This window comes from Flagellimonas abyssi (genome assembly GCF_019457905.1).
Lineage (GTDB): Bacteria > Bacteroidota > Bacteroidia > Flavobacteriales > Flavobacteriaceae > Flagellimonas > Flagellimonas abyssi.
The window spans coordinates 224678-249729 of sequence record NZ_JAHZSV010000001.1 but is presented as its reverse complement, the minus strand read 5'-3'; the positions used below and the strand labels follow the sequence as shown (position 1 = coordinate 249729).

Here is a 25052-nt window from a genome sequence, read left to right as displayed (position 1 = left end):
TTAAAAAATAAGAAAGTTAATATCGTTGTAGCTCATGCCGAACCAATCACCAACCGATTTGTTCGTTAAAATTCCGTGGTACATATAAAGTCCATTGCGCAAGCCTTTATCAAATCTAATTGAGTGTTCCAAACCACCTTCTTCCCCGATTTTTAATAAATATGGAGTGAAGATATTACTGATGGAAATGGAGGAAGTCCTTGGGTATCTAGAAGGAATATTTGGTACCCCGTAATGAATGACCCCGTATTTTTCAAAAGTGGGTTTTCTATGTGTAGTTACTTCGGAAGTTTCAAAACAACCTCCCATATCAATACTCACATCGATGATCACGGCCCCTTTCTTCATATTTTCCACCATGGATTTGGAAACAACAACGGGCGAACGGTCCTTTCCGCGTGTGGCGCCAATGGCCACATCGCAACGTTTTAGGGATTTCAATAAATTTTTGGGCTGTACTGTAGAGGTATATACGGTTTGCTTCAAATTGGCCTGCAATGTTCTCAGCTTACTGATGGAGTTATCAAAAACCTTTACGTTGGCACCAAGCCCAATCGCAGATCTGGCGGCAAATTCACCTACTGTCCCAGCTCCAATAATGACAACCTCTACGGGTGGAACACCACTAATATTTCCGAACATTAGGCCGTTGCCCGTATTAGGGTTTGACATCAATTCGGAAGCAATTAGGATTGAAGAAATACCAGCAATTTCACTAAGGGAGCGGACGGCCGGATAGTTTCCGTCTTCATCCCGTATGTATTCAAACGCTATGGCCGTTAATCTTCGTTTGGCCATGGTTTCAAAATATTCTTTGTTTTGGGTCTTAATTTGAAGCGCAGAAATAACAATGGTCTGCGGATTCAACATCTCAATCTCGGAAAGGGTGGGGGGCTCCACTTTTAGAATTATCGGACAGGAAAACACCTTTTTGGTATCCCTGGTAATTTCCGCCCCGGCATTGGTATAATCGATATCGGAAAAATTGGCTCCTTCGCCAGCCCCGGATTCCAACAACACCCGATGTCCGTTCGCAGTAATGGCATTTACGGCATCTGGTGTAAGGCAAACCCGCTTTTCTTGGTATTGGTTTTCTTTGGGTATCCCAATAAAAAGTTCGCCCTTTTGTTTGGTGACCTCCAAGGTTTCTTCTTGGGGAAGCAATTGTTGTTTGCTAAATGGGGAGGAAGCGTGGCTCATATGGAGTAAATCTATGCAAGATGCCGATTTGACATTTGAGCAAATTTACATTTTTTTTGAAACGCTCTTTTGACGCTGTTCCAATTTCTCACGTTCCTTGCGTAATTCTTCTTTCTCTTTTAAGATTTGAAGTTCGGTGTCCATAGCTTCAAGGTCGATGCCATGTACGTGTTTATCCACGAGTTTTACCCTGATAAAGTAAACAACAGGAACTATTACCATGGTAACAGCTATGACATAAAGAATTTCGTTTTCATCTATTCGTTCGCTATTGGTGTAGTTCAATACAGTATATAGTTGAAAACTGTACATAGCAATCGGAATCAATATGGCATGGTACCACCAATTTTTGGAGGTAACAAACCAAATAATCAGTAGAAGCAATGGGACTAACTTGTTCAAGTAGTAATAGAAAGCCAAACTGACATCATCATCAAAACCATTGTCCGTAAACTCAATACCTAAAAATGTCCATGACTTGGCACCGACCGGTAGATACTTGTACCCATAAAAAAGTAGGGGAGAAACAGCTATAAATAAAGCTACCAACCCTTCAATAACAAACTTTTTCCTGATTCTAGTTTTATCCTTCATTGTTGTAGATAACTAGAAAAATGAAAGATTATTGTAAAAAAAAATAATCCCTTCTCGAAAAAAGGGATTATTGGTACGCTTTGGAAAAAGATTACTAAAGTTTCTTTAGTTGATCTTTTCTGATGCTAGTAGTTTGGTCTTTGTCAATAGATACAGCGCTTGTTGAAACAGCGGTCATTGCCAAAAATGCAACAGCTAGCAATCCAAAAAAAACTTTTTTAGTGTTCATCGTAAAAGAGTTTTTGGTTAATAAATGAATTAATTCACATTGCAAATGTAGGAAAATATTTCAACCTACCATACGTTTTATCGATAAAATTGGTTTTTAAACGCAAAAAATCAACGTTTTATCGAAAAAGACTTGCTCTGTGCAATAATTTGTTGGAAGATATACCAATACTATTTTAGGAAATATTTAACTCGATTGAACGTGTGCTTTCCTCGATAAAGTGCAGGAATACGCTTACGGCATCATTGGGAAGCAATGAAGGTATTTTTTCTGGCCACTCTATAAACAACCAAGCATCAGAGTTTAAATAATCTTCAAAACCCATGTCCAACGCCTCCATTTCATCATTGAGTCGATAAAAATCGAAATGATAGGCAAGGGGTGTGTCATTTGCATCGGAATATTCATTAACCAAACCAAAAGTGGGGCTGCTGGCGACATCCACCGCTCCAAGTACTTTTATCAAAGCTTTTACCAAAGTGGTCTTGCCCACACCCATTTCACCATATAGGCACACAACTTTGTTCGGTGCTTTTTCCAATAACTCTTTGGCTACATCGTGGATTTCATTCAATTGAAAAGTTCTCTTCACTTGAGTATTATTTAGGGTCCAAAACTACAAAAGGAACAATCATTTCTTCCAATGAAACACCGCCATGCTGATAGGTATTTCTGTAATAACTAACATAGTGGTTGTAATTGTTCGGGTAGGCAAAGAACAGGTCGTTCTTGGCAAAAATGAAACTACTGCTCAAATTAATGTTGGGCAAATGGATTTCCTGTGGATTCTTGGTAGCTAACACGTCCTTTTCCTGGTACGTGAGACTTCGTCCAGTTTTATAGCGAAGATTTAAACTGGTCTCACGATCACCTATGACCTTGGAGGGCTGATTTACATTAATGGTTCCGTGGTCCGTGGTTAAAATCAGTTTCATGCCCAATGTTTGGGCTTGCTGGATAATTTCCAACAGCGGGGAGTTTTTGAACCAGCTCAGGGTTAATGATCGATAAGCCTTATCATTCGATGCCAGTTCCTTCACCACTTCCATTTCGGTTTTGGAATGGGATAACATGTCCACAAAGTTGTAGACCACCACGGTTAGATCATTATTCTTTTGGGTCTTAAAGTTTTGGGCGAGTTGTTTCCCCTGTTTTAGATTGCTTATTTTGTGGTATTCCCATTTAAGGTCCAATCCCAATCTTTTAAGCTGTTCTCCCAAAAAATCGGATTCATGCAGATTTTTGCCGCCTTCGTCCGTATCGTTTTTCCACCAATCTGGATAACGCTTTTCCATTTCAGAGGGCATCAAACCGGAAAAAAGTGCATTACGAGCATACTGTGTTGCCGTTGGCAGAATACTGAAATAGGCGCATTCTTGTTTCTTCTTATAATGAACGGACAATGTTTTCTCAAAGGCCAACCATTGGTCATACCTTAAATTATCTATGACAACCATAAGAGTTTTGCTATCATCCAGCTCGGGCACTACTTTGTTTTTAAATAGAGTGTGGGACATTACGGGAGCTTCACCGTCCTTGAACCAATTCTTGTAGTTCTTATCTACAAACTTCCCGAACTGCGAATTTGCTTCCACCTTTTGGGATTCCAATATCTCGAACATTCCGGAATCTTCGATTTGTTCGAGTTCCAGTTCCCAATAAATCAATTTCTTATAGAGTTCGACCCATTCCTCTTGTGTGTTGATTATGGAAAGATCCATGGCTATTTTACGGAACTCCTGTTGGTAATTGGCCGTGGTCTTTTCTGAGACCAAACGGGAATTGTCCAAACTCTTTTTTAAGGAAAGTAAAATTTGATTGGGATTTACGGGCTTGATCAAGTAATCTGCTATTTTGGACCCAATGGCTTCGTCCATAATATACTCCTCTTCACTTTTGGTTATCATTACCACAGGAATGGAGCCATCATATTTTTTAATTTCGGTCAAGGTTTCCAGGCCGGACAGTCCGGGCATGTTCTCATCCAAAAAAACAATATCAAAAAAAGTGCTCGTTACTTCTTCGATGGCGTCCTGTCCACTTTGGCTGGTCACTACCTTGTAGCCTTTGCTTTCAAGAAATAATATATGGGGTTTTAATAGGTCTATTTCATCATCGACCCAAAGAATTGTTATCTTGTTCATATAGTGTTTATCTTTGTGGGAATTAAAACAAAAATCCTTGGTAAAAACCAATAAACTTAATGTTTTCAACGACCCAATTTACGGTTTTATTGGAACTCCAAACGAACTAATTTTTAGTCTGATATCACATCCTTACTTTCAAAGGTTGAGACGGATATCCCAAATGGGGCTTTCATATTTGGTGTATCCAGGTGCGCATCATACACGATTCCATCACGCATTGGGTAGCATGCATTTAATGACTAAGGCCATTCAGGTTTTAAAATTAAAAAATGTAGAGATAACCGAAGTAGAAGAAGAAGGATTATTGTGTGCTATTTTGCTTCATGATATTGGTCATGGCCCATTTTCCCATGCTTTGGAAGGCTTTGTGGCCAAAGAAATTAGCCATGAGCAGATTTCCTTGAAATTTATGATGGAATTGAACGAAGAGTTCAACGGACAGTTGGATACTGCCATCGCCATCTTCAAAGGTGATTACCCAAAAACATTTTTAAATCAATTGGTCTCCAGTCAATTGGATATGGACCGTTTAGATTACTTAAAACGAGACAGTTTTTACTCTGGTGTTACCGAGGGCAACATAAATTCAGAAAGGTTGATTTCCATGTTGAATGTTGTGGAAGGCAATCTAGTTGTAGAAGAGAAGGCCATTTATGCGGTAGAAAAGTTTTTAATGGCCCGCAGGTTTATGTACTGGCAGGTGTATCTGCACAAAACAGGCTTGGTGGCGGAGCAATTATTGGTTCGTGTAATGCAACGAGCAAGATTTCTACTCAGTAATGGAGAACCGCTTGCCGCAAGTGAATCCTTATTGTTTTTTTTGAAGAACAATGGAACTTTGACCTTTACTGCCGACGTTTTAAAAACCTTTGCCAAACTTGATGATATCGATATTTTGGGCGCTCTGAAGAATTGGCAGTTCCATGATGATTTTGTGCTTTCCAAACTTTGTGAAATGTTATTGAACAGGCGTCTTTTGCATATTAAAGTAAAAAAGCGGCCTATAACTCAAGAAAAATTAAATGAAAAGTTGGAATGGATCATCAAAAAGCATGATCTTTCCGTTGAAGAAGCATCCAATTTCGTATTTAATGGAGAAATATCCAACAAAGCATACAGTAAGGACGAGGCTATTCAAATATTAAAAAAGAACGGTAAAATTTCAGATGTACTTAAAGAATCGGACCAGCTAAGCCTAAAAGCGTTGGCCGAAACTGTGACCAAATATTACAGCTGTTATCCAAAGAAAGCCGTTTAACAAATTTTGTTACTTTTGCACCAATGAAATTTACAGCTACCCAAATTGCCGGAATCTTAGAAGGGGAAGTTGAGGGAAATCCTCAAATCGCTGTCCATAAATTGTCCAAGATCGAAGAAGGTGAAAAAGGTTCACTGACCTTTTTGGCCAATCCAAAATACACCTCTTACATTTATTCCACCAAAGCATCCATCACTATTGTGAACAAGGATTTTGTACCGGAGCAATCCGTTTCCACAACACTTATTAAAGTGGAAGACGCGTACAAATCCTTCTCCAAATTATTGGAATATTACAATCAGGTAAAAAACAATAAGATAGGAGTGGAAAACCCTTGCCATATATCCGAAACTGCTAAATATGGTGAAGGATTTTACCTGGGAGCGTTCGCTTATTTAGGGGATAATGTAAAAATAGGGGACAATGTAAAAATATATCCTAACGCATACATTGGCGATAATGTGAGCATTGGCAACAACGTTATTGTTTTTGCCGGAGCAAAAATATACTCGGAAACCATTATCGGAAACAATTGTGTAATCCATGGCGGAGCGATTATTGGGGCGGACGGATTTGGTTTTACCCCAAACTCCAACGGCGAATACAGTAAAGTGCCCCAGACAGGGAACGTAATCATAGAAGACAATGTGGATGTTGGTGCGGGCACTACGATTGACCGTGCCACATTGGGTTCCACCATATTGAGAAAGGGCGTAAAACTGGACAACCAGATACAGATTGCACATAACGTTGAAATTGGAGAACACACTGCCATTGCAGCCCAGACAGGGGTGGCAGGTTCCACCAAAATAGGAAAAAACTGTTTAATAGGAGGTCAGGTAGGAATCGTTGGGCACATCACCATAGGTGATAGGGTCCGAATCCAAGCCCAATCCGGAATCGGAAGAAACGTAAAAGATGATGAAGCTCTCCAAGGGTCGCCAGCACTCAACTATGGAGACTTCAATAAATCATATGTACACTTTAAGAATTTGCCAAAATTGGCAAGTCAAATCTCTAACATAGAAAAAAGAGTTGAAGGTGAGCAAACCAAGCAATAAACAACGCACCATTGGCAAAAAAGTAACGCTACAAGGTGTAGGACTGCATACAGGCGAAAATGTAACCATGAGCTTTTTACCTGCGGACGAAAACCACGGTTTTGCATTCCAAAGAATTGATTTGGAAGGAGAACCCATTATTGAAGCCGATGCCAATTATGTGGTGAACACCCAAAGAGGCACCAATCTAGAAAAGAACGGTGTTAAAATTCATACCTCCGAACATGTGCTTGCTGCACTAGTGGGTCTGGATATCGACAATGTCCTAATTGAGCTCGATGCCCCGGAACCACCAATTATGGATGGTTCCTCCAAGTTTTTTGTGAAAGCGTTGGAGGAAGCCGGTATAGTTGAACAAGAGGAAGAAAGGGAAGAATACATTGTAAAGGATGTGATTTCCTACAAAGATGAAGCCACGGGCAGTGAAATCACCATTATTCCTTCTGATGAGTATCAGATCACTACCATGGTAGATTTTGGGACCAAGGTTTTGGGCACTCAGAATGCCACTTTGGAAAAAATGTCTGATTTTAAGGAAGAAATAGCCGATTCTCGTACGTTCAGTTTTCTTCATGAATTAGAAATGTTGTTGGAGAACGGCCTGATTAAAGGTGGTGACCTGAATAACGCCATTGTTTATGTAGACAAAGAAATTTCGGAGTCTACCATGAAGAAATTGGAGAAAGCTTTCGGCAAAGAGAAACTTTCCGTAAAACCCAATGGTATCTTGGATAACTTGACCCTGCATCATCCCAATGAAGCGGCAAGACATAAATTATTGGATGTAATCGGGGATTTGGCCTTGGCTGGAACCCGCATTCGTGGAAAAGTCATTGCGAACAAACCAGGTCATTTTGTAAACACACAATTTGCAAAGAAGCTTTCTAAAATCATCAAAATCGAAAAAAGAAACAAAGTCCCGAGCTATGATCTAAATCAAGAACCGTTGATGGATGTCAACGAGATCATGGCGAGGTTGCCACACCGCCCTCCATTTTTATTGGTAGATAAAATTTTGGAACTCTCCGACTCACATGTAGTAGGGGTCAAAAATGTTACGATGAACGAACCTTTCTTCGTAGGTCATTTTCCCGGAGCACCCGTTATGCCAGGCGTCTTACAGGTTGAAGCTATGGCTCAAACTGGAGGAATTCTTGTGTTGAGCACGGTTCCCGACCCAGAGAACTACCTTACCTTTTTTATGAAGATTGATAAGGTGAAATTTAAACAACAAGTAGTTCCCGGGGATACGCTTATATTCAAATGCGATTTGATTTCGCCTATTAGAAGAGGAATCTGTCATATGCAAGCATATGCATACGCCAATGGAAAATTGGTGTCCGAAGCTGAATTGATGGCACAGATCGTAAAAACAAAAAATACAGATTCGTAAATGAACCAACCCCTAGCATACGTACACCCAGGAGCCAAAATCGCCAAAAATGTGGTGATAGAGCCCTTTACCACGATACACAATAATGTAACGATAGGTGAAGGAACTTGGATTGGTTCCAACGTAACCATCATGGAAGGAGCGCGAATTGGAAAAAACTGTAGTATTTTCCCTGGAGCCGTAATTTCCGCAATGCCTCAAGACCTTAAATATCAAGGTGAGGAGACAACAGTTGTAATTGGTGACAATACAACGATTAGAGAATGTGCCACGATCAATAAAGGTACTTCCGACCGTATGAAAACAGTGATCGGAAATAATTGTTTGATTATGGCCTATTGCCATGTCGCACACGATTGTTTTGTGGGCGATGGCTGTATCTTCAGTAATAACTCTACTTTGGCAGGACATGTAACCATTGGTCAGAATGTGGTTTTGGCAGGAATGGTAGCCGTGCACCAATTTGTGTCTATTGGAAACCACGCTTTTGTAACAGGTGGTTCTTTGGTGCGTAAAGATGTGCCTCCTTACGTAAAAGCGGCAAGGGAACCCCTATCTTATGTAGGTATCAATTCCATTGGATTACGAAGAAGAGGTTTCGAGTCCGACAAAATTCGTGAAATCCAAAACATTTATAGACTGCTCTATCAACAAAATTATAACAATTCCCAAGCGGCATCCATTATTGAAGCTGAAATGGAGGCGACTCCAGAGCGAGATGAGATTCTTCAATTTATAAGAGATTCGCAACGTGGAATTATGAAAGGTTATTTCAGTTCAAATTAAATTTATGGCAAGTACTTCTGATATAAGAAAGGGATTGTGCATCAAGTACAATCATGATATCTACAAGATTGTAGAATTTCTTCATGTAAAACCTGGCAAAGGACCCGCATTTGTCCGAACCAAATTGAAAAGTGTTACCACTGGAAAGGTGATTGACAATACGTTTTCCGCAGGACACAAAATTGAAGATGTCCGTGTAGAAACACGTAGTTATCAATTTTTGTACAGTGAAGGTGAGACCTATCACTTCATGAATACGGACGACTACACTCAGATTGCTTTGCAAAGGGATGCTCTTGATGCATACGATTTGCTAAAAGAAAGCGAAGTCGTTACAATCATTTTCAACGCGGAGGACAACATGCCGCTTTCTGTTGAAATGCCAGCAAGTGTTGTTTTGGAAGTGACTCATACGGAGCCCGGTGTTAAAGGGAACACGGCGACCAATGCTACCAAGCCGGCTACCGTTGAAACAGGGGCCAGTGTTAATGTGCCTCTTTTCATCAACGAAGGTGACAAGATCAAAATTGACACAGAAAAAGGAGCTTACCTGGAACGTGCGAAAGAATAGCCTAAATGAAATTCGCTAAAACGCATACTTTAAAGGAAATTTCGGAAATCATTGCCTGCGATTTTGTAGGAGATGAAAATTTTCCTGTACTCGGTATGAATGAAATCCACGTGGTGGAAGAAGGGGATATCGTATTTGTGGATCATCCCAAATATTATGATAAGGCGCTTCAGTCCAAAGCCACCGTGGTGCTCATCAACAAAGAGGTGGAGTGTCCTGATGGTAAGGCATTATTGGTTTCGGATGACCCATTTAGGGATTTCAACAAACTTACGCGTCATTTTAAACCCTTCGAAACTGCAGTTGCATCAATAGCTAAATCCGCGGAGATAGGAGAGGGAACCGTAATCCAGCCCAATGTATTTATCGGCAACCATGTAAAAATTGGCAAAAACTGCGTAATCCATCCCAACGTAACAATTTACGATAGATGTATTCTTGGCGACAACGTAACCATTCACGCAGGAACTGTGTTGGGCGCCGATGCGTTCTACTACAAAAACAGACCCGAAGGCTTCGATAAACTGCTTTCCGGAGGAAATGTCGTTATCGAGAATAACGTAGATATTGGTGCTGGATGTACCATTGACCGTGGAGTAACAGCTTCAACAACAATTAAAGAAGGCTCCAAACTGGATAACCAAATCCAAGTTGGGCATGATACGATCATAGGCAAAAAATGCTTGATTGCATCCCATGTTGGCATCGCCGGATGTTGCATTATTGAAGATGAAGTGACACTTTGGGGACAAGTTGGTATCACAAGCGGTGCGACCATTGGTAAAAAAGCAGTCATCTTGGCACAATCAGGTATTTCCAAATCCCTTGAAGGAGGCAAAACCTATTTTGGGTATCCGGCAGAGGAAGCACGCGAAAAACTCAAACAGATAGCATACATTAAAAAGATTCCCGAAATCTTGAAAAAACTGAAAAAGATTTAAGAAATCAATAGATAAAAACTTTAGTAAACCATATTTTTGTATCTCTACATTAAGTTAAATATATGAGCGTCTTAGTAAACAAGGATTCAAACATAATTGTACAAGGATTTACCGGTAGTGAAGGAACATTCCACGCCGAACAAATGATTGAATACGGAACCAACGTGGTTGGTGGTGTGACCCCAGGAAAAGGAGGACAGGAACATTTGGGAAAACCAGTTTTTAATACAGTGGAAGATGCTGTAAAAGAAGTTGGTGCCGATACCACAATTATTTTTGTTCCGCCCGCATTTGCTGCGGACGCCATTATGGAAGCTGCCGATGCTGGAATAAAAGTAATCATCACGATTACCGAAGGTATTCCCGTAGCGGATATGGTTAAGGCCAACGATTACATCAAGAACAAGAACTGTACATTGATCGGTCCAAACTGTCCAGGTGTAATTACCCCTGGTGAAGCAAAAGTTGGTATCATGCCAGGATTTGTCTTCAAAAAAGGAAAAGTGGGAATCGTTTCAAAATCAGGAACGTTGACCTATGAAGCTGCTGATCAAGTAGTTCGTCAAGGATTGGGAATCACAACTGCCATTGGAATTGGTGGTGACCCAATTATCGGAACTACTACAAAACAAGCCGTTGAGCTATTGATCAATGACCCAGAAACCGAATGTGTTGTCATGATCGGTGAAATCGGTGGTCAATTGGAAGCTGAAGCCGCTAGATGGTACAAAGAGAGTGGAAGCAAAAAACCGATTGTTGGATTTATTGCTGGTGAAACCGCCCCTGCCGGACGTACCATGGGGCATGCTGGCGCCATTGTTGGTGGTAGCGATGATACTGCCCAGGCCAAGAAAAGAATCATGAAAGAATGTGGTATCCACGTTGTTGATTCTCCTGCCGAAATCGGCGTAAAAGTGAAAGAAGTGGTTGGGTAACCAACCGTTAAAACCATACTAAATCCCGTTTTATGCGGGATTTTTTTTCGTCTAAACATAAAACAACAACTATATTTGGTTATTAACCATTCAAACACAATCATTGTATGAAACTTTTGGAAGGGAAAAATGTAATTATAACAGGAGCTAGTAGAGGAATTGGTAGAGGTATTGCCGAAGTATTTGCAAAACACGGAGCAAATGTGGCCTTTACCTACAGTTCTAGCGAAGCTCCAGCTTTGGAATTGGAAAAAGAACTGTCCGAAATGGGCGTAAAGGCCAAGGCCTATAAAAGTAATGCCGCCAGTTTTGAAGAATCCGAAGCACTAGTTGCCAAGGTTTTGGAGGATTTTGATGGGAAAATCGACGTACTGATTAATAACGCAGGTATCACCAAGGACAATTTGTTGATGCGTATGGGCGAAGCAGATTTTGATACCGTAATTGAAATTAACTTGAAATCAGTGTTTAATATGACTAAAGCGGTGCAACGTACTATGTTGAAGCAGCGCAAAGGTTCCATTATTAATATGAGCAGTGTGGTAGGTGTAAAAGGAAATGCTGGACAAACCAATTATGCAGCCTCTAAAGCCGGTATGATTGGTTTTACCAAGTCCGTGGCCTTGGAACTAGGTTCCAGAAATATCCGTTGCAACGCCATTGCTCCCGGTTTCATCGAAACTGAAATGACCAAGAAATTGGACGAAAAAACAGTTCAAGGTTGGAGAGAAGGTATTCCGTTGAAACGAGGTGGAAGCCCAGAAGATGTTGCCAATGCATGTGTATTCTTAGCATCGGACCTATCCGACTACGTAACAGGACAGGTATTGAATGTTGATGGTGGAATGTTAACATAAATGAATGGAGTTGAGCACGGTACTTCTTATTATTTTAGCAGTTGCTGCCGCGCTTATACTTGTCTATTTTCAATACTTCTATAAAAACCCAAGAAAGGGTTCACTTAAAATAATATTGGCCGCATTAAGGTTTATCACCTTGTTTTGCGGCCTTTTACTTTTAATAAACCCAAAGTTTGTCAGTAAGGATTATTTTGTTGAAAAAGCCAATTTGATTCTGTTAGTGGATAATTCCACTTCTATGCAAGATGCTTTGTCCCAGACTGATATTTCCCAAGCTATCCAACAAATTAGTCAGAATGATGCTATAAACGAAAGATTCAACATCCATCAATACGGGTTTGGCAATACCATTTCTGCTAGCGATTCTATTCAATTTGATCAGAGCAATACCGATATTTCCAATGCACTCAATACCTTAAACGAAGTATTTGTCAACGGAAACAATGCCATTGTATTGTTTTCCGATGGCAATCAGACCTTGGGAAGAGATTACGAGTACATCAATCTGAATCAAAATTTAATCGTAAACTCAGTTGTCGTTGGGGATACAACTCAGTATGAAGACCTTTCCGTAGGACTCATCAATGTGAATAAATATGCCTTTTTACGAAACAGCTTTCCCATTGAATCCACCATTCGTTATCAAGGGAGTCGACCAGTCTCCAGTACCGTCACCATTTCCATTAATGGGAGCAGGGTGCATCAAAAACTCATAAACTTTAGTGCTACCAAGAATAGTCAAACCTTGAATACCTTGGTGGAGGCGCAAAGTGTGGGCATCAAAACCATCAAAATTGAAGTGGTCACACTTGAAAATGAGCGCAATACAGCCAACAACTCCAAAGAAACCGCCATTGAAGTTATTAATGAAAAAACCAATGTGGCCATTATTTCCGATATGCTGCATCCAGATATCGGTGCATTAAAAAAGTCTATTGAATCCAACGAACAACGCTCCGTAAAGCTTTTAAAACCTAACGTCGGTCAATCAGAACTAGAGGATGTGGGATTGATTATCTTGTATCAGCCCAACCGAAATTTTAGAAGTATTTACGAGTTTATCAATAATTCAGGTGCCAACCATTTTACCATCACTGGAAGCAAAACGGATTGGAACTTTTTAAATCAAATCCAAAAGAGCTTTACTGTCTCAGGTAGTCGACAGCCAGAGGATATTTTACCAGTCTTAAACAACGCCTTCGGGTTATTTGGTCTTGGCAATTTTGCTGTTGACGGATTTCCACCCTTAAAGGGAACCTTGGCAGATATTCAGTTGAACAAAGAAAGTGAAACATTGATGTTCCAACAGTTGCAGGGCATCAACCTTGAAAAGCCTTTATTTTCAATTTTGACCGAATCCAACACAAAGGAAGCCGTTCTTTTTGGAGAGGATATTTGGCGTTGGCGGGCCCAAGTGTACCGAAATGAGCAAAGCTTTGACATTTTTGATGAATTTATCGGGAATTTGATGGTGTATCTGGGCTCCAGCAAGCAACGGAACCGTTTGGAACTGGATTACGAATTGATTTTTGATAATGCAAGTATGGCCAAAATCAGGGCTTCTTATTTTGATGAAAGTTACCAGTTTGATAGCAATGCCAGTATTTCCATGACCATTAAAGGAAAAGAAAATGGTTTTTCACGAATATCCCCAATGCTCTTAAGAGGCTCTTTTTATGAAGTGGACCTGAGTGATCTGGGAGCAGGGGAATATGAATTTACTGTAACTGTTCAGGATGAAAATTTGAGCCGCTCGGGAACTTTTAAAATATTGGATTTTAACCCAGAAAAGCAACTTGTTTCCTCAAACTATAAAAAAATGGAACGTTTAGCCTTCAAAAATAGGGGGCAAATATATTATTTGGATAAACTGGAAGAACTACAGACCAATCTGTCATTATCACAACAATTTTTACCTGTTCAAAAAAGCAGGGATAATGTTGTATCTTTAATAGATTTCCGTATTTTACTCGGACTCATCATCCTTTCGCTTGCAGCGGAATGGTTTATCAGAAAATATAACGGATTAATTTAAATCAAACTAAACATGGATAAATTACCAAAGATTGCGTTGCCGGCTTTGGCAGCGATTATTTTTTTAATCATTTTTGCATCTAGGTCAACGGTGACCATTGGTTCCGGTGAAGCTGGGGTTTTGTACAAATATTTCGGTGGAGGGGTTGTTACCGACGAACCACCTTTGGGAGAAGGCTTTCATCTTGTAGCACCGTGGAACAAAGTCTTTGTTTACGAAGTACGGCAGCAAGAACAACTCGAAAAAATGAACGTACTCTCATCCAATGGTCTGGACATTAAATTGGAGGCATCCGTGTGGTTCCAGCCCAAATATGAGCAACTCGGAAAGTTACATCAGGAAAAAAGTGAACAGTACATAGAGCGCGTTCTACTTCCTGCCATCAGGTCTGCCGCACGTAGCGTTGTTGGGCGTTATACTCCCGAACAATTATACTCCAGTAAACGTGATGCAATCCAACAAGAGATTTTTGAGGAGACCCAGAAAATTGTGGAAGACCAGTATATTCAACTCAATGAGGTACTGGTGAGAGATGTTACCTTACCGCCAACCATCAAGGATGCCATTGAGCGAAAATTGAAGCAGGAACAGGAGTCATTGGAATATGAATTTAGATTGGTGACTGCAGAAAAGGAAGCTGAAAAAGTTAGAATCGAAGCACAGGGTAAGGCCGATGCCAACCGTATTTTGAGTGCATCTTTAACAGATAAGATATTGCAGGACAAAGGTATAGATGCAACCTTAAAATTAGCGGAATCTCCGAATGCTAAAATTGTTGTGGTTGGTTCCGGCGATGACGGATTGCCATTAATTTTGGGAAATAACTAAATTCTTCTTTTTTGATATAAAAATATATCCTATTTTTGAAGCATAATGAGAAATAGAAACACACATCATCATTTTTATACTTGCCCTCAAGCGAGATAGAAATGTATTGTTGTTTTTAAAATATATTCTAACCCGTTTGAGAAATCAAACGGGTTTATTTTTTGTACCCATTTGATTTTTCGGACAAAACGATAAAAAAATGACAAAAATTAGAATTGCAGTCCAAAAAAGTGGCCGATTGAACGAGGATTCCCTCGCTATTTTAAAAGATTGTGGTATTTCCATCGATAATGGAAAGGATCAGTTAAAGGCTACCTCAAGAAATTTTCCTTTGGAAGTTTTTTATTTACGAAATGGCGACATCCCTCAATATTTAAGGGATGGGGTAGTTGACATTGCCATTATTGGGGAAAATGTTTTGATTGAAAAAGGAAAAGACATTTCCATCGCGGAGCGTCTTAATTTTTCTAAATGTCGCGTGTCCTTGGCCGTACCCAAGGGTGTAACCTACAATTCAGTCAAAGATTTTGAAGGTAAAAAAATTGCCACTTCGTACCCGAACACCGTAAGGGAGTATTTGGAATCCAAAGGTGTAACGGCAGATTTGCACATCATCAACGGTTCGGTGGAAATCGCACCAAATATTGGCTTGGCCTATGGAATTTGTGATATTGTTTCCAGTGGCAGCACGCTCTTCAAAAACAATTTAAAGGAAGTGGAAGTGATGTTGAAAAGTGAGGCCGTATTGGCGGTATCGCCCACCATTTCCCAAGAGCGCAAGGAACTGCTGAAAAAAATCCAATTCAGGATCAAATCGGTATTGCAGGCGCGGAACAACAAGTATGTTTTGATGAATGCCCCGAACGATAAGTTGGAAGAGATTATTTCCATTCTTCCCGGAATGCGCAGCCCCACCGTTTTGCCATTAGCGGAGGAAGGATGGAGCTCCGTGCACACCGTAATCAATCGGGAGACTTTTTGGGAGGTTATCGATGAGCTGAAAGCAGCTGGTGCAGAAGGTATTTTGGTGTGTCCTATTGAAAAAATGGTATTGTAATGCAACGTATCAACTATCCACAGCCCACGGAGTGGGAAGAAATCTTAAAGCGTCCTACCCACACCGTTTCCGATATTGAGGAAATTGTCAACAGTATTTTTAAGGAGGTACAGGCCGAGGGCGATACCCTCATCAAAAAATATACAGCCCAGTTTGATAAAGTGAGTTTGGAATCACTTTTAGTGAACGATGATGAGATTGATAACGCCAGTAATTCTGTTTCTGATGCGTTGAAACAAGCCATTACGCTGGCCAAATCCAACATTGAAAAATTCCATGCGGCACAGAAAACTTCAAAAGTAGAAGTGGAAACCATGCCTGGTGTGGAGTGCTGGCAAGAAAAACGCCCCATCCAGAAAGTGGGATTGTACATTCCTGGAGGAACAGCGCCACTCTTTTCTACAATTTTAATGTTGGCTATTCCAGCCAAACTTGCTGGGTGTGAAGAAATTGTGCTCTGTAGCCCACCTGATAAAAATGGGGAAATCAATCCAGCGATTTTATATACGGCCCAATTGTGCGGTGTAACACAAATATTTAAAGTAGGTGGCATTCAAGCCATTGCAGGGATGACCTTTGGAACGGAGAGCATTCCGAAAGTGTACAAAATCTTTGGTCCTGGGAATCAATATGTGACTGTCGCAAAACAACTGGCCACTCAATACAATGTGTCTATCGATATGCCCGCAGGCCCAAGTGAATTGTTGGTGGTTGCTGACGATTCTGCCAATGCCGCTTTTGTTGCTTCGGATTTGTTGAGTCAGGCCGAGCACGGGGTCGACAGTCAAGTTATTTTGGTCTCCACTTCGGAAAAGTTGGTTAAGGCCGTTGAAAAGGAAATTGAAAATCAGATACAACTCCTGCCCAGAGAAGAAATCGCCCGTAAATCTATCGGTAACAGCAAGCTCATTCTAGCCAAAAATGACCAAGAAGCTTTGGATTTGATTAACGAATATGGTCCTGAACACTTTATTGTTTGTGTGGAAAATGAGGGCTTTTATCTCGAGAACATTCAGAATGCGGGTTCGGTCTTTATTGGAAACTATACGCCAGAAAGTGCAGGGGATTATGCTTCGGGCACCAATCATACCTTGCCCACAAATGGCTACGCCAAGCAATATAGCGGTGTGAATCTGGATAGTTTTATGAAGAGCATGACCTTTCAGAAAATATCCGAAAAAGGCATCAAAGGTATCGGAACTGCCATTGAACTGATGGCTGAAGCGGAAGGATTGCAGGCACATAAAAATGCGGTAACCCTTAGATTAAAAAGTTTAAAATAATGGAAGGGTTTGATTTAAATAAATTGGTGAGGGAATCGGTTCTTAAGCTACAACCGTACTCTTCCGCACGTGATGAATATGTCTCGGATGGTTCGGAGATGATATTTTTGGATGCCAACGAAAATCCCTTCGATAATGGCGTCAACCGCTACCCAGACCCTTACCAGCGAAGTTTAAAATCGTTGTTGGCGGAGCAGAAAGGAGTGTCAGAAAATCAAATTTTACTCGGGAATGGGAGCGACGAGGTCTTGGATTTGATCTACAGGGCGTTTTGTGAACCGAATCAGGATAATATTATCACGCTGCCACCAACTTACGGAATGTACAAGGTGCTGGCAGGCATCAATGCAGTTAAAAACAAGGAGGTTCTGTTAACCAATGATTTCGAACCCAATGTGGATGAAATTTTAATGGCGGTGAATATCAAAACCAAGTTGTTATTCATTTGTTCGCCAAATAATCCTACGGGCAACGCTTTCAAAGAAGAAGCCATCGAAAAATTGCTGAAATACTTTCAGGGCTTGGTGGTGATTGACGAAGCCTATATCGATTTTTCAAAGGATGAAAGTTGGTTGTCGAAATTGGATAACTATCCCAATTTGATTGTGACCCAAACGCTGTCCAAAGCCTATGGACTGGCTGGTATCCGATTGGGCATATGCTATGCATCAGAAGAAATTATCGGTGTTTTGAACAAAATCAAACCACCCTACAATGTCAACCAATTGACGCAGCAACGTGCCTTACAACGGGTGTTGAACCAAGACTTGGTCAATAGAGAGGTGCAACAGATTCTTGATGAAAGAGATGAATTGATCAATGCTTTGAACGGTTTGGAATTTGTAAGGGAATTATATCCAACCGACGCCAATTTTGTATTGGCCAAAGTTGACGATGCCAACAAACGCTACCAACAATTATTGGATAAACAAGTGGTGGTGCGTAACCGAAGCACGCAGCCGCTCTGTGAGAATACGTTGCGATTTACCGTAGGCACACCAGAGGAGAACAAAAAATTGATAGCCATTTTAAAAGAATTGAACTAATGGGCAAAAAAGTATTGTTTATTGATCGTGATGGAACCATCATCAAGGAAACTGTAGATGAGCAGATAGATGCTTTTGAAAAAATGGTTTTTTACCCTAAGGTATTTACTTATTTGGGCAAAATTGCCAAAGAGTTGGACTATGAACTGGTGATGATCACCAATCAAGATGGCCTTGGGACCGACATTTTTCCTGAGAATACGTTTTGGCCCGTACATAATTTCATCATCAAAGCTTTTGAGAACGAAGGTGTAAATTTCGATAATGTTTTTATTGACAGGACCTTTCCAAAAGACAACGCCAATACCCGAAAACCAGGTACGGGTATGTTGACCTCCTATTTTTCCGATGAATATGATTTAGCCAATTCATTTGTGATCGGTGACCGTTTGACAGATGTTGAATTGGCCAAAAATCTGGGTGCCAAAGGAATCTTTATCAATGATGAAACACATTTGGGCACAGGGGAAATTACAGTAAAACGTGAAGAATTGGATGAGTACATCGCCTTGGAAAGCAACGATTGGGAGAAAATTTATGAATTTCTAAAATTGGAAAATCGTGTTGCGGAAATAACCCGAAAAACTAACGAGACCGATATCTATATCAAAATTAACCTTGACGGCACAGGAAAAAGTGACATCAATACAGGTCTGGCGTTTTTTGACCATATGTTGGACCAGCTAGCTAGGCACGGACAAATGGATTTGGAAATCAGAGTAGATGGCGATTTAGAGGTGGATGAACACCACACCATTGAAGATACCGCTATTGCCTTGGGCGAGCTGTTTTCCAAAGCTTTGGGCAATAAGTTGGGCATTGAACGCTATGGTTTTGCCTTGCCCATGGACGATTGTCTTGCACAAGTTGCCATTGATTTTGGAGGACGGAATTGGTTGGTCTGGGATACCGAATTCAAACGTGAAAAAGTGGGTGATATGCCAACGGAAATGTTCATGCACTTTTTTAAATCGTTTACCGATGGCGCCAAAGCCAATTTGAACATCAAGGCCGAAGGAACCAACGAACACCATAAAATCGAGGCCATATTCAAAGCTTTTGCCAAGTCCATTAAAATGGCGGTAAAACGGGATGCTGAAAAAATGGTGCTGCCCTCTACCAAGGGTATGCTATAAAAAACTGTCATTTCGAAGGAGCTTGCGACTGATAAATCTAGATTTCACGCTTTGCTCGAAATGACAAAAGATTAAAGAATACATGAAGATTGTAATAATCGATTACGGAGCAGGAAATATTCAAAGTATCATGTTTGCCATACAACGCTTAGGTTACGAAGCTGTTTTGAGCCATGATGCAGAAGAAATCCGAAATGCCGATAAAGTAATTTTTCCTGGAGTTGGGGAAGCAAGTTCGGCCATGTCAAAGTTGAGGGCGACTGGACTGGATCAGGTGATTCCGACTTTGAAACAACCCGTCTTGGGCATCTGTTTGGGTATGCAGCTGATGTGCCACTCATCAGAAGAGGGGAACACGGAAGGCTTGGGTATTTTTGATTTGGATGTAGTCAAATTTTCCAATAAGGTCAAAGTCCCTCAAATTGGATGGAACCAGATTTCGGATTTAAAAAGTGAGCTGTTCAAAAATATTCCTGAGAAAGCCTATATCTATTTGGTGCACAGTTTTTATGCTCCGATTGGCTCTGAAACTATTGCCAAATCCGAATACGATGTGGAATATAGTGCAGCTCTGCAGAAAGAAAATTTTTATGGGACACAGTTCCATCCCGAAAAAAGCAGCGATATAGGTAGTGAAATATTGAACAATTTTCTAAATATTACCTGACATGGAGTTCCATATTTTGAAGGACAAGGAGAAATTGGATATCCCAAGAATCCATAAAGAGGTAACCTCCACATACTGGGGAAAGGAAAGAACCTGGGACGAAACCTTGATGACCATTGAAAAAAGTATCTGCTTTGGAATGTTCAATAAGAACGGTGAGCAGGTTGCTTACGCCAGAATGATGACAGACGGTTTGGTTTTTTCCTATATTATGGATGTTGTCGTCTTTGATCCCAACAAGGGCAAAGGACTTGGAAAAAAATTGGTGCAATATATTTTGGACCAACCTGATGTGAAGAAAGTCAACACCGTAGCACTAAAAACATTGGATGCCCATAGTTTTTATGAAAACCTGGGCTTTAAAAAAGTGGGAGATTCAAAAATGTGGATGTCCATAGAACGAGTAAAATATGATTAGAAAATGAGATTGATTCCAGCCATAGACATTATCGATGGAAAATGCGTACGTCTGTCTAAAGGTGATTACAGCACCAAAAAAGTCTATAATGAAAATCCGCTGGAAGTGGCCAAGGAGTTTGAGGCACACGGTATCCAGTACCTACATTTGGTAGATTTGGACGGGGCCAAATCCAAACATATTGTCAACTACAAAGTATTGGAGACCATTGCCTTAAAAACTAGTTTGCAAATTGACTTTGGCGGTGGATTAAAATCAGGAGACGACCTGCATGTTGCCTTTGAAAGCGGAGCACATCAAATTACCGGTGGAAGCATTGCAGTAAAAGACAGGGAAACTTTTTTGAGCTGGGTGTCAACATACGGGGCTAGAAAAATCATTCTAGGTGCCGATGCCAACAACGAGAAAGTGGCGGTTTCGGGCTGGCAAGAAGAGTCGGATTTGGAGCTGATTCCCTTCGTTCAGCAGTATCAATCCGAAGGTATCGAATATGTGATTTGCACGGATATAAGCAAGGATGGCATGCTGCAAGGGCCTGCGTTCGACTTGTATCAAAAAATGTTGGCCCAAACCAAAAAAGGCTTACATTTAATTGCCAGTGGTGGGGTGTCCACCTTTGACGAACTCCCCAAACTTGCAGAAATTGGTTGTGAGGGCACAATCATAGGCAAAGCCATTTATGAAGGCAAGATCAGTTTAAAACAGTTGGAACAATATATTCTTAAAAATGGATAAAGAAAGAGAACTCCAGGAAGAATTGGTATGGAACGCAGGCTATCGAATGAACGAGAGTCTTCGCATGATCAAAATCTGTTTAGATCAATTGTCTGAGGAACAACTTTGGGGAAAACCGAATGAATCGAGCAATAGTATTGCCAATCTTATTCTTCACCTGTGCGGAAACATCACCCAATATGGGATTGCATCCATTCAAAATTTGGAGGATGAACGCATAAGGGATGAAGAATTTTCCACAGATTCAGGCTATTCCAAAGCAGAGCTTGTCAAAAAACTGGAAAACACCATCTCGGACGCCAAAAGAGCGTTCTACGATGCCCCGCTCAATGAATTATTGCGTAAACGAAACGTTCAAGGGTTTAATTTTTCCGGAGTGGGCAACATTATCCATGTTACGGAACATTTGTCATACCACACAGGGCAAATAGCATTATGGACCAAAATTTTACAAAATAAAGACCTTGGTTTTTACGGTGGGGTCAACCTGAATGCAAAAAACGAAAGCTAGCATTCCAATACAGCCTATGAACTGGATACTATTGATAATTGCAGGACTCTTTGAAGTTGCATTTGCAGCCTGTCTTGGAAAGGCCAAGGAAACAACCGGGACGGAAATGACGTATTGGTACATAGGATTTGTAGTTTGCCTTACAATCAGCATGTTTTTGTTGGTCAAAGCAACACAAGAATTACCAATAGGTACAGCATATGCGGTTTGGACCGGTATCGGTGCAGTGGGGACCGTACTGTTTGGAATTTTTGTTTTTAAAGAGCCCGCAACATTTTGGAGATTATTTTTTATAACCACCTTGATTGCTTCGATTATTGGTTTAAAAGTAGTCTCACATTAGTTCAATCAAATAAAAATAAATGCTTACAAAAAGAATCATACCCTGTCTCGATATTAAAAACGGACGCACCGTAAAAGGAATCAACTTTGTTGATCTACGTGATGCAGGAGACCCTGTGGAACTAGCATCCATTTATGCCAAAGAAGGTGCCGATGAATTGGTTTTTTTGGACATTTCAGCGACCGAAGAAAAACGAAAAACTTTAGCGGAACTGGTGTATCACGTAGCGGAGACCATCAATATACCCTTTACCGTGGGCGGCGGGATTTCGTCCGTGGAAGATGTGGATATTCTCCTCAAAAACGGGGCCGATAAGGTTTCCATCAACTCATCCGCGGTAAAAAAACCGGAATTGATCAATGAATTGGTCGGCAAATTCGGTTCACAATGTATCGTTGTTGCCATTGATGCCAAACAAATAGACGGACAATGGAAAGTCCATCTGGTAGGAGGGAAGGTACCTACGGAACTGAATCTTTTTGATTGGGCTAAAGAAGTGGAAGAACGTGGTGCTGGTGAAATTTTGTTTACTTCGATGGACCACGATGGCACCAAAAATGGCTTTGCCAACCAAGCTTTGGCAAAATTGTCCGGATTGGTTAACATTCCAGTGATTGCATCAGGTGGTGCGGGAAACATATCACATTTCACGGATACTTTTAAAGATGGAAAAGCGGATGCTGCCTTGGCTGCCAGCGTTTTTCATTTTAAGGAAATCGAAATCAATACACTCAAAAAAGAATTAAAGGAAGAAGGAATTCCTGTAAGAATATAACAATGCAAATAGACTTCAATAAAAATTCAGACGGACTTGTACCAGCTATTGTTCAAGATGCAACCACCAAAAATGTGTTGATGTTGGGCTACATGAACCAAGAAGCGTTTGAAAAAACCCGAGAAACCCAAAAAGTCACTTTTTTCAGCCGTTCCAAACAGCGTTTATGGACCAAAGGTGAGGAAAGTGGCAATTTCTTAAACCTTGTGGATATGCAAGTGGATTGTGATAACGACACCCTTTTGGTTAAAGTGAATCCAGTTGGCCCTACTTGCCACGAGGGCACCGACACCTGCTGGGCAGAAGAAAATATTCAAGGGTACGGTTTCTTGTCAACGCTGGAAAACATCATCGAATCCAGAAAAAATGACCAAGAGAATCCGGATAGTTATGTGGCTTCCCTGTTCCGAAAGGGCATTAACAAAATAGCCCAGAAAGTAGGGGAAGAGGCTGTGGAAACTGTGATAGAGGCCAAAGATGACAACGAGGAGCTTTTCTTGAACGAAAGCGCCGACCTGTTGTTCCATTATTTGATTTTGCTGAAGGCAAAAAATTATAGTCTCAAGGATGTGGTCAAAGTTCTGGAAAAGAGACATTGACCACATGAGGTGGTGTTCAATCCTTTTTTATAATACTGGAGGAGCCAGAAAGCTCACTTTCCTGTATCGTCGCATCTCCCTTGTAGTTTAATACACTGGCACCTGAAGCTTTTATGGAAATACTTTCATTTACAGAAAGAAAGGCCGTGCTCGCCCCATACAAGTTTATGTCCAGATTGGAAATATTAAGGTCGTAATCCAACAAGTCACTGCTTCCTGAAATTTCCGCATCCAAGAATGAGACACTACCAAAAAGATCAACGGAAGAGGCTCCTTCGAGATTCATTTGTAATCGATCAGCGAGCAATTCCCCCTTAAAATCAGAGGCCCCAGAGACTGTAATATGTCCATCCTGTACTTCCCATTGATTTTCCAAAATCAATCTGCTCGCACCATCAATATTGAACTTGGAAAGATTTTTGGTGGTGATGTATGCGTTCATCACAGCCTTACCACTTACCGAAGTGCGATCTTTTAATCGGATAATCAATTCGTCACCATCTTTTTCTACGACAATTTTTTCGTGCAGATTGTTGTTGGCCGAAATACGGATTTCTTCTTCAGATTCGGAAAAATGCACATAAACATGGAATGCATCAGAAATCCTGAGTCCATTATAATCATTTATGTCATACTTGATAGAGGTCACTTCGCCTTCGGCATATATCTTCTCGTAATCACAGGAAGAAAAAAGGGTCAATAGTACGGAAAGCAGTGTAAAACTGATTCGTTTTTTCATTTGTTTTGATTTTTGATTGATGTAATACTGTACGCAAGAAATGCTAAACGTTGAAAAATGGAATAGGCACCCATTGAAATGGAATGACAGCCCATCCGCTATTTTCATACAAGGCAAATACTTGCTCATTTTTTGTGTAGACCCGTAGTGTTTTTATAGGATGGTGAAGACGGTTGCTGTAATTTTCCATTAGTTCAACTGCTTTTTGTAACGGTTACGCCCCATATTGAACACTCCTAATTTCACCCCAATGCCACCTGAAAAACCATTGAGACGGTCCACTGGGCTTTGTGCCAACTCTATTTTGCTGGACATTCTATATCGGAAACCAGCCTCCAATTGCACGAATCTGGAAATATTGAACAATACATTCATTCCTGGCTCAAGCACAAATACAGCGTCTATATCGTCATCATTAAGATCAACGTTCTCATCGTTCACCACGGCATTATGATCTACGTAGCCCACACCGCCACCACCAATCAATATTGGAAAGGATAGACTTACCCTTTTCTTGCCAAACAATATAGGTTCCAAATGCAGTCCTCCGTACACAGCCACAATATCATCGTTGTTGTTTGTTCTAGGATTAAAGATGTTCTGCTGGGAGTATAGCACGTTGCCCATAAAACCCACTTCAAACTGTCTGTTGGCCACATAGGCCACTTTTAGTCCTCCGATGTAGGTATCCTCTCCCTCAATTTCTCCAAAGTAGGTGGATAGCCCCAAGTAGACCCCGTGCACCACATTCTTTCGGTCATTGAAGGTAATATATTGGTCGTCATCGTTTTGGGCAAACCCCATAGTGCCCATTAGCAAAAAAAGTAAGAAAATCGTAGTTTTCTGATTGTTCATTTTTATTGGATTTTTGATTGATTTTGTTTTAAAGACAACCCATTTGATGA

27 protein-coding genes are annotated in these 25052 nt (G+C 40.7%); 21 read left to right on the top strand and 6 right to left on the bottom strand.

Annotated features, from left to right (window positions below; translation table 11 throughout):
* The 4 genes from K1F36_RS01130 to porX form a co-directional block, all read right to left on the bottom strand.
* On the bottom strand, window positions 1–1200 hold the full coding sequence (locus K1F36_RS01130) for an alanine dehydrogenase (RefSeq protein ID WP_207031664.1): 1200 nt from the start codon (window positions 1198–1200) through the stop codon (window positions 1–3).
* 45 nt (window positions 1201–1245) lie between these two features.
* A complete protein-coding gene (locus tag K1F36_RS01125) occupies window positions 1246–1794 on the bottom strand; it encodes a hypothetical protein (RefSeq protein WP_220112157.1) in 549 nt (182 codons plus the stop codon).
* Between the two features lie 404 nt (window positions 1795–2198).
* Window positions 2199–2615 carry a tRNA (adenosine(37)-N6)-threonylcarbamoyltransferase complex ATPase subunit type 1 TsaE gene (tsaE, locus tag K1F36_RS01120; RefSeq protein ID WP_220112156.1) on the bottom strand — a complete coding sequence of 139 codons (417 nt, stop codon included), beginning with the start codon at window positions 2613–2615 and terminating at the stop codon, window positions 2199–2201.
* 7 nt (window positions 2616–2622) lie between these two features.
* Window positions 2623–4167: a T9SS response regulator signal transducer PorX gene (gene porX, locus K1F36_RS01115; RefSeq protein ID WP_220112155.1), complete on the bottom strand. Its 1545-nt coding sequence runs from the start codon at window positions 4165–4167 to the stop codon at window positions 2623–2625.
* Between the two features lie 37 nt (window positions 4168–4204).
* On the opposite strand from porX, the gene K1F36_RS01110 reads away from it, so the two are divergent.
* The 21 genes from K1F36_RS01110 (at window position 4205) to hisIE (ending at window position 23408) form a co-directional block, all read left to right on the top strand.
* The gene (locus tag K1F36_RS01110) at window positions 4205–5428 is read left to right on the top strand and encodes an HD domain-containing protein (RefSeq protein WP_220112154.1); all 1224 of its coding nucleotides are present in this window, start codon (window positions 4205–4207) and stop codon (window positions 5426–5428) included.
* 23 nt (window positions 5429–5451) lie between these two features.
* Entirely contained in the window at window positions 5452–6489 is a 1038-nt protein-coding gene (gene lpxD / locus K1F36_RS01105; RefSeq protein WP_220112153.1) for a UDP-3-O-(3-hydroxymyristoyl)glucosamine N-acyltransferase, read from the top strand.
* Complete coding sequence (locus K1F36_RS01100) at window positions 6470–7882, top strand: bifunctional UDP-3-O-[3-hydroxymyristoyl] N-acetylglucosamine deacetylase/3-hydroxyacyl-ACP dehydratase (protein ID WP_220112152.1); 1413 nt, start codon at window positions 6470–6472, stop codon at window positions 7880–7882. Before lpxD ends, K1F36_RS01100 begins: the two co-directional genes overlap by 20 nt.
* Entirely contained in the window at window positions 7883–8668 is a 786-nt protein-coding gene (lpxA, locus tag K1F36_RS01095; RefSeq protein ID WP_108246092.1) for an acyl-ACP--UDP-N-acetylglucosamine O-acyltransferase, read from the top strand. It abuts the gene before it with no gap.
* Between the two features lie 4 nt (window positions 8669–8672).
* Window positions 8673–9239: an elongation factor P gene (efp, locus tag K1F36_RS01090; protein ID WP_220112151.1), complete on the top strand. Its 567-nt coding sequence runs from the start codon at window positions 8673–8675 to the stop codon at window positions 9237–9239.
* Between the two features lie 5 nt (window positions 9240–9244).
* Window positions 9245–10180: a UDP-3-O-(3-hydroxymyristoyl)glucosamine N-acyltransferase gene (locus tag K1F36_RS01085; RefSeq protein WP_220112150.1), complete on the top strand. Its 936-nt coding sequence runs from the start codon at window positions 9245–9247 to the stop codon at window positions 10178–10180.
* A gap of 62 nt (window positions 10181–10242) precedes the next feature.
* The gene (gene sucD / locus K1F36_RS01080) at window positions 10243–11115 is read left to right on the top strand and encodes a succinate--CoA ligase subunit alpha (RefSeq protein WP_108246089.1); all 873 of its coding nucleotides are present in this window, start codon (window positions 10243–10245) and stop codon (window positions 11113–11115) included.
* Between the two features lie 107 nt (window positions 11116–11222).
* Complete coding sequence (fabG, locus tag K1F36_RS01075) at window positions 11223–11972, top strand: 3-oxoacyl-[acyl-carrier-protein] reductase (protein WP_220112149.1); 750 nt, start codon at window positions 11223–11225, stop codon at window positions 11970–11972.
* A gap of 4 nt (window positions 11973–11976) precedes the next feature.
* Entirely contained in the window at window positions 11977–14010 is a 2034-nt protein-coding gene (locus K1F36_RS01070; RefSeq protein ID WP_220112148.1) for a VWA domain-containing protein, read from the top strand.
* Between the two features lie 12 nt (window positions 14011–14022).
* Entirely contained in the window at window positions 14023–14838 is an 816-nt protein-coding gene (locus K1F36_RS01065; protein ID WP_220112147.1) for a prohibitin family protein, read from the top strand.
* A gap of 199 nt (window positions 14839–15037) precedes the next feature.
* On the top strand, window positions 15038–15895 hold the full coding sequence (gene hisG, locus K1F36_RS01060; RefSeq protein ID WP_220112146.1) for an ATP phosphoribosyltransferase: 858 nt from the start codon (window positions 15038–15040) through the stop codon (window positions 15893–15895).
* Window positions 15895–17178 carry a histidinol dehydrogenase gene (hisD, locus tag K1F36_RS01055; protein WP_220112145.1) on the top strand — a complete coding sequence of 428 codons (1284 nt, stop codon included), beginning with the start codon at window positions 15895–15897 and terminating at the stop codon, window positions 17176–17178. Before hisG ends, hisD begins: the two co-directional genes overlap by 1 nt.
* Window positions 17178–18224 (top strand): histidinol-phosphate transaminase, encoded by a 1047-nt coding sequence (gene hisC / locus K1F36_RS01050; RefSeq protein WP_220112144.1) that lies wholly within the window; start codon window positions 17178–17180, stop codon window positions 18222–18224. Before hisD ends, hisC begins: the two co-directional genes overlap by 1 nt.
* On the top strand, window positions 18224–19360 hold the full coding sequence (hisB, locus tag K1F36_RS01045) for a bifunctional histidinol-phosphatase/imidazoleglycerol-phosphate dehydratase HisB (protein ID WP_220112143.1): 1137 nt from the start codon (window positions 18224–18226) through the stop codon (window positions 19358–19360). The genes hisC and hisB overlap by 1 nt, the downstream gene beginning before the upstream one ends.
* Before the next feature lie 82 nt (window positions 19361–19442).
* Window positions 19443–20027, top strand: a complete 585-nt coding sequence (gene hisH / locus K1F36_RS01040) for an imidazole glycerol phosphate synthase subunit HisH (RefSeq protein ID WP_220112142.1) — start codon at window positions 19443–19445, stop codon at window positions 20025–20027.
* Window position 20028: 1 nt separating this feature from the next.
* On the top strand, window positions 20029–20445 hold the full coding sequence (locus tag K1F36_RS01035; RefSeq protein WP_220112141.1) for a GNAT family N-acetyltransferase: 417 nt from the start codon (window positions 20029–20031) through the stop codon (window positions 20443–20445).
* 3 nt (window positions 20446–20448) lie between these two features.
* Window positions 20449–21180, top strand: coding sequence for a 1-(5-phosphoribosyl)-5-[(5-phosphoribosylamino)methylideneamino]imidazole-4-carboxamide isomerase (gene hisA, locus K1F36_RS01030; protein ID WP_220112140.1), 732 nt, complete (start codon window positions 20449–20451; stop codon window positions 21178–21180).
* Window positions 21173–21691, top strand: coding sequence for a DinB family protein (locus K1F36_RS01025; RefSeq protein ID WP_220112139.1), 519 nt, complete (start codon window positions 21173–21175; stop codon window positions 21689–21691). Before hisA ends, K1F36_RS01025 begins: the two co-directional genes overlap by 8 nt.
* Window positions 21692–21707: 16 nt before the next feature.
* Window positions 21708–22034 carry a DMT family transporter gene (locus tag K1F36_RS01020; RefSeq protein WP_220112138.1) on the top strand — a complete coding sequence of 109 codons (327 nt, stop codon included), beginning with the start codon at window positions 21708–21710 and terminating at the stop codon, window positions 22032–22034.
* 19 nt (window positions 22035–22053) lie between these two features.
* A complete protein-coding gene (gene hisF, locus K1F36_RS01015) occupies window positions 22054–22809 on the top strand; it encodes an imidazole glycerol phosphate synthase subunit HisF (RefSeq protein ID WP_220112137.1) in 756 nt (251 codons plus the stop codon).
* A gap of 2 nt (window positions 22810–22811) precedes the next feature.
* The gene (gene hisIE / locus K1F36_RS01010; protein ID WP_220112136.1) at window positions 22812–23408 is read left to right on the top strand and encodes a bifunctional phosphoribosyl-AMP cyclohydrolase/phosphoribosyl-ATP diphosphatase HisIE; all 597 of its coding nucleotides are present in this window, start codon (window positions 22812–22814) and stop codon (window positions 23406–23408) included.
* A 16-nt stretch (window positions 23409–23424) separates the two neighbouring features.
* Here the strand turns inward: hisIE and K1F36_RS01005 are convergent, their stop codons facing one another.
* Window positions 23425–24147: a head GIN domain-containing protein gene (locus K1F36_RS01005; RefSeq protein WP_220112135.1), complete on the bottom strand. Its 723-nt coding sequence runs from the start codon at window positions 24145–24147 to the stop codon at window positions 23425–23427.
* 189 nt (window positions 24148–24336) lie between these two features.
* Entirely contained in the window at window positions 24337–25002 is a 666-nt protein-coding gene (locus K1F36_RS01000; RefSeq protein ID WP_220112134.1) for a hypothetical protein, read from the bottom strand.
* Window positions 25003–25052: the final 50 nt, after the last annotated feature.